Annotated in this window: 10 protein-coding genes; all 10 read left to right on the forward strand. The window is 67.3% G+C overall.

Features of this window, described 5'->3' with window-relative positions; all coding sequences use genetic code 11:
- Nucleotides 1-9: 9 nt before the first annotated feature.
- The 10 genes from bcsZ (at nt 10) to AZ34_RS04265 (ending at nt 14,345) form a co-directional block, all read left to right on the forward strand.
- Nucleotides 10-1,221 carry a cellulose synthase complex periplasmic endoglucanase BcsZ gene (bcsZ, locus tag AZ34_RS04220; protein ID WP_231495456.1) on the forward strand — a complete coding sequence of 404 codons (1,212 nt, stop codon included), beginning with the start codon at nt 10-12 and terminating at the stop codon, nt 1,219-1,221.
- Nucleotides 1,206-4,802 carry a cellulose synthase subunit BcsC-related outer membrane protein gene (locus AZ34_RS04225; protein ID WP_035605141.1) on the forward strand — a complete coding sequence of 1,199 codons (3,597 nt, stop codon included), beginning with the start codon at nt 1,206-1,208 and terminating at the stop codon, nt 4,800-4,802. The genes bcsZ and AZ34_RS04225 overlap by 16 nt, the downstream gene beginning before the upstream one ends.
- A 129-nt stretch (nt 4,803-4,931) precedes the next feature.
- A complete protein-coding gene (locus AZ34_RS04230) occupies nt 4,932-5,606 on the forward strand; it encodes a TetR/AcrR family transcriptional regulator (RefSeq protein WP_051509525.1) in 675 nt (224 codons plus the stop codon).
- A 93-nt stretch (nt 5,607-5,699) separates the two neighbouring features.
- Entirely contained in the window at nt 5,700-7,496 is a 1,797-nt protein-coding gene (locus AZ34_RS04235; protein WP_035605144.1) for an acyl-CoA dehydrogenase C-terminal domain-containing protein, read from the forward strand.
- 29 nt (nt 7,497-7,525) lie between these two features.
- Nucleotides 7,526-7,969 carry a DUF2147 domain-containing protein gene (locus AZ34_RS04240; RefSeq protein ID WP_035605146.1) on the forward strand — a complete coding sequence of 148 codons (444 nt, stop codon included), beginning with the start codon at nt 7,526-7,528 and terminating at the stop codon, nt 7,967-7,969.
- 24 nt (nt 7,970-7,993) lie between these two features.
- Nucleotides 7,994-10,414: a 3-hydroxyacyl-CoA dehydrogenase/enoyl-CoA hydratase family protein gene (locus AZ34_RS04245; protein WP_035605148.1), complete on the forward strand. Its 2,421-nt coding sequence runs from the start codon at nt 7,994-7,996 to the stop codon at nt 10,412-10,414.
- A 164-nt stretch (nt 10,415-10,578) separates the two neighbouring features.
- Complete coding sequence (locus tag AZ34_RS04250) at nt 10,579-11,784, forward strand: acetyl-CoA C-acyltransferase (protein WP_035605151.1); 1,206 nt, start codon at nt 10,579-10,581, stop codon at nt 11,782-11,784.
- Nucleotides 11,785-11,835: 51 nt separating this feature from the next.
- Nucleotides 11,836-12,720, forward strand: a complete 885-nt coding sequence (locus AZ34_RS04255) for an alpha/beta fold hydrolase (protein WP_035605154.1) — start codon at nt 11,836-11,838, stop codon at nt 12,718-12,720.
- Nucleotides 12,721-12,734: 14 nt separating this feature from the next.
- On the forward strand, nt 12,735-13,565 hold the full coding sequence (locus AZ34_RS04260; protein WP_419670195.1) for an acyl-CoA thioesterase: 831 nt from the start codon (nt 12,735-12,737) through the stop codon (nt 13,563-13,565).
- A gap of 15 nt (nt 13,566-13,580) precedes the next feature.
- On the forward strand, nt 13,581-14,345 hold the full coding sequence (locus AZ34_RS04265; RefSeq protein WP_035605160.1) for an enoyl-CoA hydratase: 765 nt from the start codon (nt 13,581-13,583) through the stop codon (nt 14,343-14,345).

The raw sequence follows: 14,345 nt of genomic DNA on the forward strand, positions 1-14,345 counted from the left end.
GGGTCCTTCATGGTATTGCTGTGGTGCGCAGCCCAGGTAGCGCTGCCCGGTGCGGCCGTGGCCGACCCAGGCACCATGGCCACGGCCTGCCCGGTGACGCCGCGGACCGCCACGCCGCTGTCAGCCCCGGCCGACGCGCATTGGCCCGCCTGGGCGGTTTTCCGGGACCACTTCATCAGTGCGGATGGCCGTGTCATCGACGCGTCCACGCCCCGGCAGCAGACCGTTTCCGAAGGTCAGTCCTATGGCCTGTTCTTTGCCCTGGTCGCGAACGACCGTCCAACCTTTGACCGCCTGCTGCGCTGGACCCAGGACAACCTGGCAGCCGGCGATCTGGCCGCGCGCCTGCCGGCCTGGTTGTGGGGGCGGCGCGTGGACGCGGCGGGGCAGGTCAGCTGGGGCGTGATCGACGACAACGCCGCTTCCGACGCCGACCTCTGGATCGTGTACGCCCTGGGCGAGGCGGCCCGCCTCTGGGGCGAGCCGCGTTACGCCCAGCTGGCCCAGGCTCTGGGCGCGCGCGTGCTGCGCGAGGAGGTGGCGGACATCGCTCCGCTGGGGCCCACGCTCTTGCCCGGGCCGCGGGGCTTCGCGCCCGGTTCGGGCACCGAGGCCGGCAGCTACCGGCTGAACCCGAGCTATGTGCCGCCGCAACTGCTGCGCCGTCTGGCGCGGCTGTACCCCGATACCGCATGGCCTCGGGTCATGGACAGCGCCCTGGCCGTCCTGCTCGGGTCCGCGCCGCGCGGCTACGCGCCGGACTGGGTGCTGCACCGCGCCGGGGGCTTCGCCGCCGACCCGCGCACGCAGGGCGTGGGCAGTTACGACGCCATCCGTGTCTACCTGTGGGTCGGCATGATGCACGAGGCCGACCCGGCCCGGGGCACCTTGCTGGACGCATTCGCGCCCATGGTGCGGCAGCTCGTCACCACTGGGGAGCCGCCCTTGCGGGTGGACACGAGCAAGGGGCGGGTGGAAGGTGCTGGCCCGGCCGGTTTCTCGGCGGCGCTGTTGCCCCTGCTGCAGGCTATGGGGCAGGCGCAGGCCGCCGAGGCCCAGCGTCAGCGTCTGTCGCGTCCGCCCCTGGGGCCGGTGTTTGCGGGCCGTGACAACTACTACGACCAGGTGCTCGCCTTGTTCGGACTGGGCTGGTTCGAAGGGTTGTACCGTTTCGCGCCCGACGGCGCCTTGTTGCCTCGCTGGTCATGCGTCGCGCCCTGAGCCAACGCGCGCGCATTGGGGCCCTCCTGCTCGCTTTCTTGTGCGGCGCGGCCGGCGAAGCGGCGCGTGCGGCCCCGGGCGACGACAGCCCAGCGGCGCAAGAAGCCCTGCTCGCGCAGGTCAAGCTCTGGCAGGAACGCGGCCGCGATGACCGGGCGCGCGAGGCGCTGGCCAAGTTGCTGCGCGTCGCGCCCAACGATCCAGACGCCCATGCCCAACTGAGCTACATCGAGTTGCGCGCTGGGCAGCCCGAAGCGGCGCGCCTGTCGCTGGCGCGGTTGCGCGCCCTGCAGCCCCTGCATCCAGACATCGCCCGGCTCGATACCTTGTTCCGACTGGAGGGCGCGGACCAATCCAAGCTGGCGCAGGCGCGGGCCTGGGCGCGCGAGGGGCAGCCTGAACCGGCCCTGGCACTGCTGCGCCAGATCTACCCCGTGGGGCCGCCCACCGGCGATCTCGCGCTCGAGTACTGGCAGATCGTGGCCGCCACCGAGCAGGGCTGGGAGCCAGCCTTGACCGGCCTGCAAGAACTGATGGCCACCTACCCCGACACGCCGCGCTACCGGCTGGCCTGGGCCGAGCATGTCACCACGCGCCAGCCCGACGATGCCGCCGCTCTGCAGGTGCTGCGCGATCTGAGCCAGGACCCACAGTTGGAACGCCCCGCGCGCACGGCTTGGCGCAGCGCCATGCTGCGCCTGCCGCCGCAGCCCGCCAGCCTGGCGCTGATCGAAACCTATCTGGCCCAGGAAAAAGTGCCGGACAGCACGGTGCAGGCGCATCTGGCGGGTTTGCGCGCGACGATCGCACGTGAGCGCGCCCTGCAAGCCGACCCGGCGTACCGCGCGGGCCGTGCCGGCCTGGCCCTGTTGGAACAGGACGACCCGACCCGGCGTGAGCAGGCCGAGGTCTTGTTGTTGCGCTCCTTGGCGGCGCGGCCGAACGACGCCGAGGTGCTGGGCGGCTTGGGCCTGTTGCGCATGCGCCAAGGACGGCATGCCGAGGCCCAGGTGCAGTTCCGCAGGGCTCAGGCCCGCGACCCGGCCAACAGCCGCTGGGGCGAGTTGCTGGCGGTGTCCCGCTACTGGGGCGCCATGCGTGAGGGGGGGGATGCTTTCGATGTGCGCGACGACGCGCGGGCCGAGGCCCGCCTGAACGAGGCGATCGCCATCGACCCGGCCGAGCCTGCCGCCTGGGTGCTGCTGGGACGCTTGCGCGCTGCTCAGGGCCGTGACTCGGATGCCGAACGGCACTGGAAGCAGGCCTTGGCACTGACGCCAGACCATGCGGGGGCGACCGAGGCGCTGGTTGCGCTGTACTTGCGTCAGGGTCGCGAGCGGGATGTGAGGGTCCTGCTCAGCAGCTTGGATCATCCGCAAGCGCTGCGGGCCACCGTGGCGTCGGTCCGCGCCGACCTTTATCGGGAACAGGCGGACAGGGCGCTGGCCCAGGGGCGCGACGCGGACGCGGAACGGCACTTGAAGCTGGCGCTGGCACACATGCCCGACCATGCGGGCACGACCGAGGCGCTGGTGAGGCTGTACTTGCGCCAGGGCCGCGAGCGCGATGCGCGGGTCCTGCTGAGCCGACTGGACCGCCCCCAAGACGACTTGCTGGCCAGCGTGGCGGCAGGCCGTGCCTCCCTCCGTCAAGAGCAGGCGGCCCAGGCCTTGGCCCAGGGTCGCGACGACGAAGCCTTGCGGCTGTTGGAACGGGCCGCGCGCGACGATGCCGACGATCCCTGGCTGCGCCTGCGGCTGGCGCGCCTGTATGCCGCGCGCGGTGACCCGGATCAGGGCGACGCGCTGTTCACCGCCTTGCTCTCGCGCGTCTCGCGCCCCCTGGACGAAGCGGACCGCGCGGGCGCGCTGCATGCCTACGCGCTGTACCAGTCCGGTCTGGAACGGGACAGCGCGGCCCTGGCCACGCTGGACGGCATCGCCCCGGCGCGGCGCGATGCCAGCATCCGGGAGTTGCAGCGCCGCCTGCAGTTGCGCCGCATCGCCCGCGAGGCTCGGCTGGACCCCGCGCGCGCCGAGGCCGACTACCGCGCCTTGTTGCGCGACGACCCCGATCACCGCGAAGCCGTGCTGGGTTTGATCGAGCTGCTGGTGGCCGGCGGTCGCCATGCGGAGGCACGCGTGCTGATCGACGCACAACTCGACCAGATTCAAGAGGCCACGCCCGACCAGGCCGCCGACCTCGTCGCCGCCCTGCTTGCCTTGGGCGACACGCAACGCGCCTGGCATGTGATCCAGGCGCGGCTGGCCGAACAGCCGGATCCATCGCACGCGCGCATCCTGGCTTACGCGGCGCGACTGGCGCGCGAAGAAGGGCGCATGGGCCTGGCCATCGACTACCAGCGGCGCGCACTCGCGGCCGACCCGGCGAACAGCGCTGGGGATGACCGCAGCTTGAAGGAGCTGCTGGACCGCGACACCACCTGGTTGTCGGCCGGCATCGACCACCGCGCGCGCTCAGGCACGGCGGGCGTGTCGCGCTACGAGGCGACGGAGCTGCCCATGGAATGGCTGTTCCCCGAGCGCGAGGAAGGCCGTTGGGCTCTGCGGGCCGATCTGGTGCGGCTGGACGCGGGGCGCTTCGACTGGTCGCGAGCCAACGCTTATGACCGGCAGCAGTTCGGCAGCGCGGCCCTGTGCGCCGCGCAGGCCGACTGCGACAGTGCCTCGCCACGGCAGGTCGAGGGCCTCGCCCTGAATGTGGGCCTGGAGCGCGGCGCCACACGCTATGACCTGGGCACCACGCCCATCGGTTTTCCGGTCCAGGGTTGGGTGGGCGGCATCCTGCACAAGGGTGATCTCGGCCCTTTCGGTTATTCGTTCGACCTGTCGCGTCGCCCGGTGACCGGCAGCGTCTTGTCCTATGCCGGCGCGCGCGACCCGCGCACCGGTCGCACCTGGGGCGGCGTGCAGGCGACAGGCGTGCGCCTGGGCCTGAGCCTGGACGAGGGGGGCCGTTACGGCGCCTGGTCCTCCCTGGGGCTGCACCGGCTCAGCGGGCGCGACGTCCTGGACAACGACCGCCTGCAGCTGATGGCGGGTGCTCAGGTGCGTGTCATCAACGAAGACGACCGCCTGCTGCAGTTCGGCCTGACCGGCATGGTCTGGCATTTCTCTGAAAACAATGGCGAGTACACCTATGGCCATGGCGGCTACTACAGCCCGCGGCGCTACCGCTCGCTGGCGCTGCCCGTGAGTTATGGCGAGCGTACGCAACGGTGGTCCTGGCTGGCGCGGGCCTCGGTGTCCACCTCCTGGTCGACGATGGCGCGCGCGCCTTATTACCCAACCGACGCGAACTTGCAGGACGACGCGGTTGCTGCAGGCATCAACGCCTTCCACGACGGCGGCCCGAGTCGGGGCACGGGGCGCTCGTTGGCCCTCTCGTCCGAATACCAACTGAGCGCGCGCACCTTCCTGGGTGGGGTGGCCGAGCTGGACCGCTCGCCAGATTACGCGCCCAACCGCTTCCTGATCTACCTGCGCCACGCCTACGACCGCCCGGCCGCGCGCACCGTGCACTTCCCGCCGCGACCCTTCGGGCCCAGTTCGCAGTACTGAAGGCTGCGGGGAGGATCGGAAAGTGCGGCGGAAGGCGCGCGCCCGACCGAGGCCCGGTCGGATGGGCGCAAGATTGACGGGGACAATTTTTGAGGCAAAATAGAACGATCGTTCGTTTTATTTTTCTCCATGCCTCAAGTCGCCGATTCCGGCCGCAAGACCGTCCGCCGCCGCAGTGCCGCCCCTGATGCGGTGCCGAGCCGTGTCCTGCACAAGGGGCAGCAGACCCGGCTGGTCATCCTCGATGCCGCGCTGAGCTTGGCGGCCCAGGCGGGGCTGGAAGGATTGTCCATCGGCGCCTTGGCCGAATCCACCGGCATGAGCAAGTCCGGCGTGTTCGCGCATTTCGGTTCACGCGAGGAGTTGCAGATTTCCGTCATTCATGAATACTTCCAGCGCTTCGAGCAGGAGGTGTTCTATCCGGCGATCAAGGAAGCGCGTGGCCTGCCGCGCTTGCGCGCGCTGTTCGAGAACTGGATGAAGCGGGTGACGGAGGAAATCCAGTCGGGCTGCATTTTCATCAGCGGCGCGATCGACTTCGACGACCGGCCCGGCCCCGTGCGCGACGCCCTGGCCACGTCGGTGCGGGTCTGGCTGGCGGCGGTGGAGCGCGCCGCGACCCTCGCCAAGGAAGAGGGTCAGCTGGTGGCCGACGCGGATGAGCGGCAGATTTGCTTCGAGATCCACGGTTTGATTTTGTCCGTTCACTATGAGGCGCGTTTTCTTCAGACGCCGGGGTCCATCGAGCGCGCACAAAGGGCGTTCGAGCAGATCCTGGCGCGATATTCGTCCGGCGGTCCGTGAGCCTGCCGCACATCACAAGATACAGCGGTGCTTCCATCAGGCTTACACATACCGGTTCTTTAATCCAACCTTCGAACACACAAGGAGTACACCATGCCCAGCTACAACCCGCCCCTGCGTGACATGCAGTTCGTGATGCACGAGATGCTGAACGTGAGCGATGCGCTCAAGCAGATCCCGCGCCACGCCGACACGGACACCGACACCATCAATGCCGTGCTCGAAGAGGGCGGCAAGTTCGCCGCCGAAGTGCTGTTCCCGCTCAACATCAGCGGCGACCAGGAAGGCTGCACGCTGAACCCGCAGACGCGCGAGGTCACCACGCCCAAGGGCTTCAAGGAAGCCTATGCGCAGTACGTTGAAGGCGGCTGGGCCGCTCTGTCCTGCGATCCCGAGTACGGTGGCCAGGGCCTGCCCTTCGTGATCAACCAGTGCATGTACGAGATGATGAACTCGGCCAACCAGGCCTGGACCATGTACCCCGGCCTGTCGCACGGTGCCTACGAGTGCCTGCAGGCCCACGGCACCGACGAGCAGAAGAAGCAACTGCTGCCCAAGCTGGTCAGCGGCGAATGGCTGGGCACCATGTGCCTGACCGAACCGCATTGCGGCACCGACCTGGGCCTGCTGCGCACCAAGGCCGAACCCCAGGCCGACGGCACCTACAAGATCAACGGCACCAAGATCTTCATCAGCTCGGGTGACAACGACTTCACCGAGAACATCATTCACCTGGTGCTGGCCCGCCTGCCCGACGCGCCCAAGGGCAGCAAGGGCATCAGCCTGTTCGCGGTCAGCAAGTACAAGCTCAAGGCCGACGGTTCCCTGGGCGAGCACAACGGCATCTACTGCGGTGGTCTGGAGCACAAGATGGGCATCCACGGCAATGCCACCTGCCAGATGATCCTGGACAACGCGGTGGGCACCCTGGTGGGCCAGCCGCACAAGGGCCTGCAGGCCATGTTCGTGATGATGAACGCCGCCCGCCTGGGCGTGGGCAACCAGTCGCTGGGACTGACCGAGGTGGCCTACCAGAACGCCCTGGCCTACGCCAAGGACCGCCTGCAGATGCGCAGCCTGTCCGGCACCAAGGCCAAGGACAAGGAAGCCGATCCCATCATCGTGCACCCGGACGTGCGCAAGATGCTGCTGACCGCCAAGGCCTACGCCGAAGGCGGCCGTGCCCTGGCTTGCTACTGCGCGCTGCTGCTGGACCAGCACCTCTACCACCCCGACGAAAAGGTGCGCCAGGACAGCGACGAACTGCTGGCCCTGCTCACGCCCATCATCAAGGCCTTCCTGACGGACAACGGCTTCCAGGCCACCGTGATGTGCCAGCAGGTCTTTGGCGGCCACGGCTACATCAAGGAATGGGGCATGGAGCAGTTCGTGCGCGATGCCCGCATCAACATGATCTACGAAGGCACGAACACTGTGCAGTCCCTGGACCTGCTGGGCCGCAAGATCCTGGGCAACAACGGCGCGACGCTCAAGAAGTTCGGCAAGCTCGTCGGCGCGCTGATCGAGGAAGAGGGCGTGAACGAGAAGATGAGCGAGTTCATCAGCCCCTTGGGCGTGCTGGCCGAGCAGATGACCAAGTTCACCATGGAAATCGGCTTCAAGGGCATGCAGAACCCTGACGAAGTGGGTGCCGCCGCCGTGGATTACCTGCGCGTCGCGGGCCACCTGGTGTTCGGCTACTTCTTCGCACGCATGGCCTCCGTCGCGCTCAAGAAAATCGCCGCCGGTGACACCGATCCCTTCTACCAGGCCAAGCTGCAGACCGCGCGCTTCTACTTCGCCAAGCTCTTCCCCGAGACGGCGACGCTGATGCGCACGGCCCGCGCGGGCTCCAAGTCCCTGATGGACACCCACCTGGCCCTGGCCTGATCACGACGTCCAAGAAGAAGGAGACCGAGATGCGCAGCTATTGCAAGCTTTTGCTGACTCTGAGCTTGGGGCTGGCCGCCGCGGCGGCCTCGGCCCAGAACACCCCCGTGGGCAAGTGGCACACCATCGATGACGAAACCGGCGAGGTCAAGAGCCTGATCGCCATCACCGAGGCCGGTGGCGTGCTGGCGGGCCGCATCGAGCAGTTGCTGCGCAAGGGCGCGGACCCCAAGGCGTCTTGCCTGAAATGCGAGGACGACCGCAAGGGCCAGCCCATGGTCGGCCTTGAAATCATCCGCGGTGCCAAACAGGCCAAGGGCGAGACCATCTGGGAAGGCGGCGAGATCCTCGACCCGGAAAAAGGCAAGACTTACAAGCTCAAGCTCACGCCCATCGAGGGCGGGGCCAAGCTGCAGGTGCGTGGCTACCTCGGTCCCTTCTACCGAACCCAGGTCTGGAACCGGGTTCAGTAAACCAACACAACAAGGAACATCACCATGTCCCGATTTCAAGTCCGCAAGGTCGCCGTGCTCGGCGCGGGCGTGATGGGCGCGCAGATCGCGGCCCATCTGGTCAACGTCAAGGTGCCGGTCGTGCTGTTCGACCTTCCCTCCAAGGAAGGTCCCAAGAACGGCATCGTCCAGAAGGCCATCGACAACCTCAAGAAACTCAAGCCCTCGCCGCTGGGCGTGGCCGACGACGCGGCGCTGATCCAGGCCGCCAACTACGAAGAAAACCTGGGCTTGCTCGGTGAATGCGACCTCATCATCGAGGCCATCGCCGAGCGCATGGACTGGAAGCTCGATCTGTACAAGAAGATCGCGCCGCACGTGGCCAAGCACGCCATCGTCGCGTCCAACACCTCGGGCCTGTCGATCACCAAGCTGTCCGAAGCCTTGCCGGCCGAGATCAAGCCACGCTTTTGCGGCATCCACTTCTTCAACCCGCCGCGCTACATGTACCTGGTGGAGTTGATCGCGACGCCGACCACCCGGCCCGAGATCCTCGACCAGCTCGAAACCTTTGTCACCAGCAGCCTGGGCAAGGGCGTGGTGCGCGCCAAGGACACACCCAACTTCATCGCCAACCGCGTGGGCATCGCGGGCATGCTGGCCACGATGAAGGAGGTGGAGAACTACGGCCTGAGCTACGACGTGGTGGATGACCTCACGGGCAAGAAGCTGGGGCGCGCCTCCAGCGGCACCTTCCGTACCGCCGACGTGGTGGGCTTGGACACCATGGCCCATGTGATCAAGACGCTGCAGGACAACCTGGACGAGAAGAGCGACTCCTTCTACGGCAGCTTCGGCACGCCGGCCGTGCTCAAGACCCTGATCGAGATGGGCAATCTGGGCCAGAAGAGCAAGGCGGGCTTCTACAAAAAGGTGGGGCGCGACATCCTGCGCTTCGACCTCGAGGGCAAGGACTACGTGCCGGGCGGCGAAAAGGCCGACGCGGTCTACGAGCGCATGCTCAAGAAGCCCGCGGGCGAGCGCCTCAAGCTGCTGCGCAACGCCGAAGGCAAGCAGGGCCAGTTCCTCTGGGCCATCCTGCGCAACAGCTTCCATTACGCGGCCGTGCACCTTGCGACCATCGCCGAGACCGCGGCCGACGTGGATCTGGCCATGCGCTGGGGCTTCGGCATGAAACAAGGCCCCTTCGAGCTGTGGCAGGAAGCCGGTTGGCTGGAAGTCGCCAAGATGGTGCAGGCCGACATCGACGCGGGCAAGGCGCTCAGCAAGGAACCGCTGCCCAAGTGGGTGTTCAGCGACGCAGTGGTGAAAGCCGGTGGCGTGCACACGCCGCAAGGCTCCTACAACCCCACGACCGGCAAGTTCCAGCCGCGCCGCCGTCTGCCCGTCTATGAACTGCAGTACTTCCGCGAAAGCCTGCTGGGTGACGGTTCCCCGAAATACAAGACCGCGGGCATCACCCTGCACGAGGACGAGGCCATTCGCATCTGGACGCTGGACGACAACCGTGCCAGCGTGACCGGCAGCGTGCTGATCGCCAGCATCAAGAGCAAGATGCACGCGATCGGTCCCGGCGTGGTCGAGGGCCTGATGCGCGCGGTGGACCTGGCCGAGCAGAGTTACCAGGGCCTGGTGATCTGGTCGGGTGACGAACCCTTCAGCGTGGGCGCGGACCTGCAGGCTACGCTGCCCGCCTTCATGGTGGCCGGCGTGGGCGCGATCGAAGGCGCCGAGCAGGAGATGCAGACCATGATGCTGCGCCTGCGTTACGCGGGCGTGCCGGTGGTCTCAGCGATCCGCGGCATGGCGCTCGGCGGCGGCTGCGAACTGGCGGTTTACTCGCAGCGCCGCGTGGTCGCCATGGAAAGCTACATCGGACTGGTGGAAGTGGGCGTGGGCCTGGTGCCGGGTGCGGGCGGCCTGACCTACATCGCGCGCCGCGCGGCCGAGAACGCGGCTTACTCCACCAACAAGGAACTGCTGCCTTTCCTGACCGAGGGCTTCACCGCCGCCGCCATGGCCAAGGTGGGCACCAGCGCGCTGGAATCGCGCAAGCTGGGCTACCTGCTCGACAGCGACGTGATCGTCCCGAACAAGGATGAGTTGCTCTACGTCGCGCTCAACGAAGCCAAGGCCATGTACCAAGGTGGCTGGCGCGCGCCGCTCAAGCGTCTGTTCCCGGTGGCGGGCCGCAGTGGCATCGCGACCATCAAGGGCCAGCTCGTGAACATGCGCGACGGCGGTTTCATCAGCCAGCATGACTTCCATATCGCCAGCCTGATCGCCGAAGTGGTCTGCGGCGGCGATGTGGACGCGAACACTCTGGTCAGCGAGGAGTACCTGATGGCGCTGGAGCGCAAGGCCTTCTGTTCCCTGATCGTGCACCCCAAGACGCAGGAGCGCATTCTGGGCATGCTCAACACCGGCAAGCCGGTTCGTAATTGATGAAGCTACTGCGCGTTCCTCATGCCGCGTTGGGCAGTGCTCGGAATCCTCACGTACAGGAAGTACGTTCCGGTTCCTGCGCCCCGCTCGCCTTGCCTGAGGGCCGCTCGCCACGCTTCCTCAATGACGAAAAACCCTTTTAACGTGATGAAGAAAGACGCATCATGAAACAAGTACAAGACGCTTACATCGTTGCCGCCACGCGCACGCCCATCGGCCGTTCGCACCGTGGCTTCTTCCGCAACATGCGGCCCGACGACCTGTTGGCGACCACGCTCAAGGCCGCGCTGGCCCAGGTGCCCAACCTCGACCCCAAGACCATCGAGGACGTGGTGGCCGGTTGCGCCATTCCCGAAGGGGCGCAGGGCCTGAACGTGGCGCGCATCGCCGCGGTCATGGCCGGCCTGCCCGTGGGCGTGGGCGGCATCACGGTCAACCGTTTCTGCGCTTCAGGCCTGTCGGCCGTGCAGATGGCGGCCGACCGCATCCGCGTTGGCGAAGCCGAGGTGATGATCGCCGCTGGCGTGGAGAGCATGAGCATGGTGCCCATGGGGGGCAACGTGCCGTCCTTCTCGCCCAACTTCTTCGGAAACACCGACAACGTGGACGACTACGGCATCGCCTATGGCATGGGCCTGACCGCCGAGAAGGTCGCCACGCAGTGGAAGGTGAGTCGCGACGACCAGGACGAGTTCGCTTACAAGTCCCACATGAAGGCCGTCGCCGCGATGAAGGCCGGCGACTTCGCCAACGAGATCACGCCCATCGAAGTGGCGGACCGCTCGGTGAACCTGGAATCGGCCGAGGTGTCGATCAAGAAGCGCAGTGTGAACCTGGACGAGGGCGCGCGCCCCGACACCACTGTCGAGGCACTGGCCAAGCTCAAGCCGGTTTTCGCCGCACGCGGCTCGGTCACGGCGGGCAACAGCTCGCAGACCAGTGACGGCGCGGGCGCCCTGATCCTGGCCAGTGAATCCGCCGTCAAGCGCTTCAACCTGCAACCGCTGGCGCGCTTCGTGAGTTTCGCGTCCAAGGGCGTGCCCTCGCACATCATGGGCATCGGGCCCATCGAGGCGATTCCCGCCGCGCTGCGTTACGCCGGCCTGAAGCACGAGGACATGGACTGGATCGAACTGAACGAGGCCTTCGCCGCGCAATCCCTGGCCGTCATCCGTACCCTGGGCCTGAACCCCGCCAAGGTCAACCCCATGGGCGGCGCGATCGCGCTCGGCCACCCCCTGGGCGCGACCGGCGCCATCCGCTCGGCCACGGTCGTGCATGCGCTGCGTCGCAAGAACCTGAAGTACGGCATGGTCACGATGTGCGTCGGCATGGGCCAGGGCGCGGCCGGCATCTTCGAGCGCGTCTGAAAGCCTGCGGTCCGGCCCTAGCGGCCCGCCAGGTCCCCAGGGAGCTTCGCCATGCAAACCAGAACCCTCTCCGTCGACAACGCCGTGCTGGCCGTGCGCCTCTTCGAGCCTGCGGGCGAAGCACGGGCCACGGTGGTCATCGGCGGCGCGATGGGCGTGCCGCAGAGTTATTACGCGGCTTATGCCACCTGGCTGGCGCAGGAAGGCTACAGGGTCTGGACCTTCGATTACCGCGGGCATGGGGACTCCCTGGCGCAAGTGCCGGGTGGTCGGCTGCGCGGCTTCAAGGCCGATCTGTTCGATTGGGCGCGCGACTACGAAGCCGTCGTGAAGAACGCCTGGAATGAACGTCCCCAGCTTGCGCTTTACCTGCTGGGCCACAGCCTGGGCGCGCAACTGCCCGGACTGTTCGAACGTCCCGAGCGCGTGGACGGGCTGTTCAGCCTGGCAGCCGGCAGTGGCTACTGGCGCGAGAACGCAGCCCCGTTGCGGCGGCGTGTGTTGTTCTTCTGGTATTTCATGGCGCCGTTGGCGACGCTGCTGTGCGGCTATTTTCCAGGTCGCCGGCTTGGCATGGTGGGCGACCTGCCGGCGGGGGTGATCCGCCAGTGGCGACGCTGGTGCCTGCATCCGCGTTACATGGTCGCCGAGGGGCCAGAGGTGGAGCGACTCTACGCCAACGCACCGTACCCTATCCGAGCCTGGTCCTTCAGCGACGACGAGATGATGACCCTGGAGGGCACACGCAGTCTGCTCGGCCTCTATGCCTCCGCGCCTCAGGCGCTGGAAATCATCCGGCCTGCCGAGGTCGATCTGCCCCGCATCGGTCATTTCGGTTTTTTCCGCGACAGCATGCGCAAGGCACTCTGGCCGCGCAGCGCGCGGGTGTTGCAATCCTTCGCGGACGAGCATTACGCCCGCGATTCCCGTTTCTGAGCGGTATGGCCACCATGCATGCTTTCGACGCCGCGCTGCGACTGAACCCGATCGGGCAGGACCGTCGCCCCGCGCGATTCGCCGGGCACACCAGTGACGACTACTGGAACATGGTCGGCCCGTTTGGCGGTTGCACGGCGGCCGTGGTGCTGGCCGCCATCCTGCGCCATCCCGACCTGCTGGGCGCACCCCTGTCCATCACGGTCAACTACGCGGCCGCGCTGACGCAGGGACCGTTCGAGGTGCAGGTGCTGCCAGCGCGCACCAACCGTTCGACCCAGCATTGGACGGCGGCCATCGTGCAGAACGACGAAGAAGGCCAAGCCCAGATCGTCACCACGGCCACGGCCGTGACGGCGGTGCGGCGCGAGACCTGGAGCATGAGCGACCGGCCCATGCCCCAGGTGCCCGCGCCCGCCGAGTTGCCGACGCGGGGTTTCGAGCGGGCCATGGCCTGGCTGGGGCAGTACGAGATGCGTCCGGTCAGCGGTTCCGTGCCCGACACCTGGGACGATCGCCTGGGTGCGGACAGCACCACGCGGCTCTGGATCCGCGACCAGCCACCCCGCCCGCTGGACTTCTGCTCGTTGCTGGCCTGCTCGGACGTGTTCTTTCCGCGCGTCTGGCTCCGGCGCGCGACCTACACACCTGCCGGCACGGTGTCGATCACGACCTATTTCCACGCCAGCGCCCAGGAGCTGAAGGCCACGGGCGTGGGCTGGCTGCTGGGCCAGGCCAGCGCGCAGGAATTTCGCAACGGTTTCTTCGACCAGTCCGCGCAGCTCTGGAACGAGGCGGGCGTGCTGCTCGCCACCAGCCATCAGATCGTCTACTACAAAGCCTAATCCAGGAGACTTCCCATGAGCGACATCCTCGTGCATACCGAAGCCGGCATCACCACATTGAGCTTCAACCGCCCCGAGCGCAAGAATTCCATCACCTCCGCCATGTACGCGCAACTCGCCGACGCGATGGAAGCCGCGGCGGCCGATGCCAGCGTGCGCGTGCTGGTGTTCCAGGGCAGCGAGACGGTGTTCTCGGCCGGCAACGACATCGGTGATTTCCTGAACGCGCCCCCGGCTGATCCCAATGCGCCGGTCTGGCGTTTCATGCGGGCCTTGGCCGGCTTCCCGAAGCCTGCGCTTGCCGCCGTCAACGGCCCGGCGGTGGGCATCGGCACCACCCTGCTGTTCCACTGTGATCTGGTGTTCGCGGGCGACAACGCGGCGTTTTCCATGCCCTTCGTCAACCTGGGTCTGTGCCCGGAGTTTGCCTCCAGCCTGCTGGTGCCGCGCATGTTCGGTTACCACCGCGCGGCCGAGGCCCTGCTGCTGGGCGAACCCTTCATGGCCGAAGCCGCGCTGGAAGTCGGCCTCGTCAACCGCGTGCTCGCGCCGACCGAAACCCATGCCTACGCCCAGGCCCAGGCCCGCAAGCTCGCGGCCAAGCCCCTGAGTGCCTTGGTTGAGACCAAGCGCCTGATGAAACGCGGCCTGGACGTGGAGGTGAACGCGCGCATGAACGAGGAGGGCGCCAGCTTCGGCCGCATGCTGCGTGAACCCGCCGCGCAGGAAGCCTTCGGCGCCTTCATGGCCAAACGCAAACCCGACTTCAGCAAAGTCTGA

The organism is Hylemonella gracilis str. Niagara R (genome assembly GCF_000600295.1).
In the GTDB taxonomy this organism is placed as follows: domain Bacteria; phylum Pseudomonadota; class Gammaproteobacteria; order Burkholderiales; family Burkholderiaceae_C; genus Hylemonella; species Hylemonella gracilis_A.

Coding starts and splice junctions, on each gene's coding strand:
- bcsZ (WP_231495456.1), top strand. CDS start 10: ATGGTATTGCTGTGGTGCGCAGCCCAGGTAGCGCTGCCCGGTGCGGCC.
- AZ34_RS04225 (WP_035605141.1), top strand. CDS start 1,206: ATGCGTCGCGCCCTGAGCCAACGCGCGCGCATTGGGGCCCTCCTGCTC.
- AZ34_RS04230 (WP_051509525.1), top strand. CDS start 4,932: ATGCCTCAAGTCGCCGATTCCGGCCGCAAGACCGTCCGCCGCCGCAGT.
- AZ34_RS04235 (WP_035605144.1), top strand. CDS start 5,700: ATGCCCAGCTACAACCCGCCCCTGCGTGACATGCAGTTCGTGATGCAC.
- AZ34_RS04240 (WP_035605146.1), top strand. CDS start 7,526: ATGCGCAGCTATTGCAAGCTTTTGCTGACTCTGAGCTTGGGGCTGGCC.
- AZ34_RS04245 (WP_035605148.1), top strand. CDS start 7,994: ATGTCCCGATTTCAAGTCCGCAAGGTCGCCGTGCTCGGCGCGGGCGTG.
- AZ34_RS04250 (WP_035605151.1), top strand. CDS start 10,579: ATGAAACAAGTACAAGACGCTTACATCGTTGCCGCCACGCGCACGCCC.
- AZ34_RS04255 (WP_035605154.1), top strand. CDS start 11,836: ATGCAAACCAGAACCCTCTCCGTCGACAACGCCGTGCTGGCCGTGCGC.
- AZ34_RS04260 (WP_419670195.1), top strand. CDS start 12,735: ATGCATGCTTTCGACGCCGCGCTGCGACTGAACCCGATCGGGCAGGAC.
- AZ34_RS04265 (WP_035605160.1), top strand. CDS start 13,581: ATGAGCGACATCCTCGTGCATACCGAAGCCGGCATCACCACATTGAGC.